The following is a 3,503-nucleotide window of genomic DNA, read 5'->3' on the forward strand; positions in this document are numbered from 1 at the left end:
CGTCCCGGCGCCGGAGCCCGTTCGCCCTCCCCGAAGCCCGCTGAGCCGCGGCCTCGCTGGTCGCGTTCCTGCGCGGCCTCGCCGTGGACCTGGGCGGCGGCCCGTGGTGGGCGATGTGGGTGCCGTACCTGATCTGCTACGCCACCGGCGGCTGGGAACCCGCCTGGGCCGGTCTCCAGGCGCTGCGCGAGCGCACGCTGGACGTGGACCTGCTGATGATCGTCGCGGCGATCGGCGCCGCCGCCATCGGACAGGTGCGCGACGGCGGGCTGCTCATCGTCATCTTCGCGACCTCGGGCGCGCTGGAGGCGTACGCGACCGCCCGCACCGAGGACTCCGTGCGCGGGCTGCTCGACCTCGCCCCGGACACCGCGGTGCGGGTGCGCGACGGCGCCGAGGAGCGGGTGCCCGCCGCCGGCCTGCTCGTCGGCGACGAGATCGTGGTGCGCCCCGGTGAGCGCATCGGCGCCGACGGCGAGGTCCTCGACGGCGGCAGCGAGGTCGACGAGGCCACCATCACCGGCGAACCGGTGCCCGCCGCGAAGTCCCCCGGGTCCGAGGTGTTCGCCGGAACCCTCAACGGATCCGGCGCGCTGCGGGTCCGCGTCGCCCGGGACTCCGCCGAGTCGGTGATCGCCCGCATCGTGGCGCTGGTCGCCGAGGCGAGCGAGGCGAAGGCACCGACCCAGCTGCTCGTCGAGAAGGTCGAGCAGCGCTACTCGGTCGGCGTCGTGCTGGCGACGCTCGCCGTGTTCGGCGTCCCGCTGCTGTTCGGCTCGACGCCGACCGACGCGCTGCTGCGCGCCATGACCTTCATGATCGTCGCCTCGCCGTGCGCGGTGGTGCTGGCGACGATGCCGCCGCTGCTGTCCGCGATCGCCAACGCCGGGCGGCGCGGCGTGCTGGTGAAGTCCGCGGTGGTGCTGGAGCGGCTCGCCGACGTGCGACGCGTCGCGCTGGACAAGACCGGCACGCTCACCGAGGGCACCCCGCGGGTCACCGAGATCCGCGTCGAGCCCGGCCGCTCCGCGGACGAGCTGCTCGCCGCGGCCGCGGGCGCGGAGCGGTTCAGCGAGCACCCGCTCGGCCGCGCCGTCGTCGCCGCCGCGCGCGACCACGGGCTCGCCGTCCCCGCCGCCACCGGTTTCCACGCCACCCCCGGCCACGGCGTGGCGGCCACCGTGGACGGCAGGCGCGTCGAGGTCGCCCGCCCCGCCGACCGCACCGGCCCGGTCGGCGAGGTCGAAGCCGGTGGCCGCACCGCCGTGGTGGTGTCCGTGGACGGGGACCGCGCCGGGGTGCTCGGGCTCAGCGACCGGCTCCGCTCCGACGCGGCCGAGGCCGTCGCCGCGCTGCGCGAGCTGACCGGAACCGAACCCGTGCTGCTCACCGGGGACCACGAACCGGCCGCGCGCCGCGTCGCGGCCGAAGCGGGCCTGCGCGAGGTGCGGGCCGGGCTGCTGCCGGAGCAGAAGGTCGCCGCGGTGGCCGAACTCGGTGACCGCACCCTGATGCTCGGCGACGGCGTCAACGACGCGCCCGCGCTGGCCGCCGCGCACACCGGGGTCGCGATGGGCCGGGCCGGCGCCGACCTCACCCTGGAGACCGCCGACGTCGTGGTCGTGCGCGACGAGCTCGCGGCCGTCGGCAAGCTCGTCGACCTGTCCCGGCGAGCGCGGCGCCTGGTGCGGCAGAACCTGGTCATCGCGGGCGCCTTCATCACCGTCCTCGTGGTGTGGGACCTCGCCGGGAACCTGCCGCTGCCGCTGGGCGTCGCCGGGCACGAGGGTTCGACCGTCCTCGTCGGGCTCAACGGTCTCCGCCTGCTGCGGTCGGGCGCCTGGCGCTGACACGATGACCGGGTGATCACCAGTGCACCGGCTTCCACCGTGGCCGTCCTGATCCACGACGGCTACTACGGGCACGGGACGGGAGCCGGTGCCGCCAACCGCGCGTTCCTGCGCGTGCTGGCCGAAGTGCTGCCCGCGGACGTGCGCCTGCTGCTGCTCCCCGTCCGGCTCGCACCGGACAGCCCGGAGCACCGGGAGCACGAACCCCAGGACCTGGCCGGTGTCCTCGCCCGCGCCGAGGTGCATCCGCTCGACAACGGCACCTCCGGCACCGACCGCTTCGGCGGGGTGGCGAACTTCCGGGCGCTGGCAGCGGCCGCCGGTCAGGTGCTCCGCGACCAGGTGGGACGCCGCGGGGAGAGCTGCCTGTGCATCGCGTTCGACGTGCCGTTCTTCGGCCTCACCGAGACCGCGCCGGAACAGGTGCGCCTGGTGCTGGTGCCGCGGTCCACCGGAATGCTGCACCAGCCGCAGGACCTCGCCCGGACGCGCTGGGAACGCCACTGCCTGCTCAGCGCCGTTCGGCGAGGCGCCCGGATCGGCTGGATCTCCCGGTTCATGGCCGAGCACCTGCGCACCGACTACCGCGTTCCGCCCGCCGCGCTGGTGGCGTTGCCCGACGGGCTCACCGACGCCGACCGGCCCAGCCCCGCCGCCGAACTCCTCCCGCCCGGAGCGGACCGCGTCGTGCTGGGAAATCCGAACCTGCGGAACGGCTTCCTGCTGTCGTTCGGCAGGGCCGAACCGTACAAGGGGTTCCAGGACCTGATCGCCGCGCTCGCCCTGGTGCGGCGGCGCCGCCCGCCCGCGCTGGTGCTCGCCGCGGTGAGCGAGGGCCCCGGCCGGACCCGCTTCCAGCAGCGGCTGGTGGCCGAGCTGCGCGCCACCGGCGTACCCGCGGTCTTCCTGGGCGACTTCGACCCGCGGATCCGCTCGCTGCTCACCCGCCCGGAGCTGCGCGGGGTGATCGTGCCCTCGCGCAGCGAACCCTTCGGCCGCATCCCGCTGGAAGCGCACGCCGCGGGCGCGGCTCCCGTCGTCGCTACCCGAGCCGGCGGGCTGGCCGAGCAGATCACCGATGGGCACACCGGGTTCAGCGCCGAACCGGCCGATCCCGCCTCGCTCGCCGCCGCGCTCACCCGGGCGCTCGAACTGACTCCCGCCGCCCGCGCCCGGATGCGCCGCGCCGCGATGGCCGCGACCGTCCACTTCGACCACCGGCTCGCGGTGATCCGGTTCCTGCGCGCCAACGGTTACGGTGTCGGGGCAGAGGAACGGAGGACGGGGTGAGCGACGGGCTGTCCCGCACCATCGGCAGGCACGCGGCGCGGTGGCGCACCGTGACACCGCGCAAGAACGTGCTCGTCGTCGTGCACAACGTCACCGCGATGACCCGGCTGCTGGACGTGCTGCCGGTGTTCGAAGGCGATTTCCGGGTGCAGCTCAGCTACACGTGGAACGGTTCCGATCCGTTCCCCGACGGGCTGCACCGCATGCTCGCCGAACGCGGCATCCCGCTCATCAGCTGGGAACAAGCGCTGCTGACCCGGTTCGACCTCGCCCTCGCGGCGAACCTCGGCGGCCTCGTCGAGATCGACGCACCCATCGTCTCGATTCCGCACGGGATTCGCTACACTAAAGTGCTTTCCCGGA

At 74.9% G+C, this 3,503-nt stretch carries 1 protein-coding gene and 2 pseudogenes; all 3 read left to right on the forward strand.

The window, feature by feature from the left end; all coding sequences use genetic code 11:
- Window positions 1–1,850 (forward strand): annotated as a pseudogene (locus LCD31_RS15420) (heavy metal translocating P-type ATPase); the annotation flags it as partial.
- A 12-nt stretch (window positions 1,851–1,862) separates the two neighbouring features.
- Complete coding sequence (locus LCD31_RS29585; protein WP_224958945.1) at window positions 1,863–3,140, forward strand: glycosyltransferase family 4 protein; 1,278 nt, start codon at window positions 1,863–1,865, stop codon at window positions 3,138–3,140.
- A pseudogene (locus LCD31_RS15430) lies at window positions 3,137–3,503 on the forward strand (hypothetical protein); the annotation flags it as partial. The gene LCD31_RS29585 and the pseudogene LCD31_RS15430, both read left to right, overlap by 4 nt.

Source organism: Saccharopolyspora sp. 6M, from assembly GCF_020176775.1.
Lineage (GTDB): Bacteria > Actinomycetota > Actinomycetes > Mycobacteriales > Pseudonocardiaceae > Saccharopolyspora_C > Saccharopolyspora_C gregorii.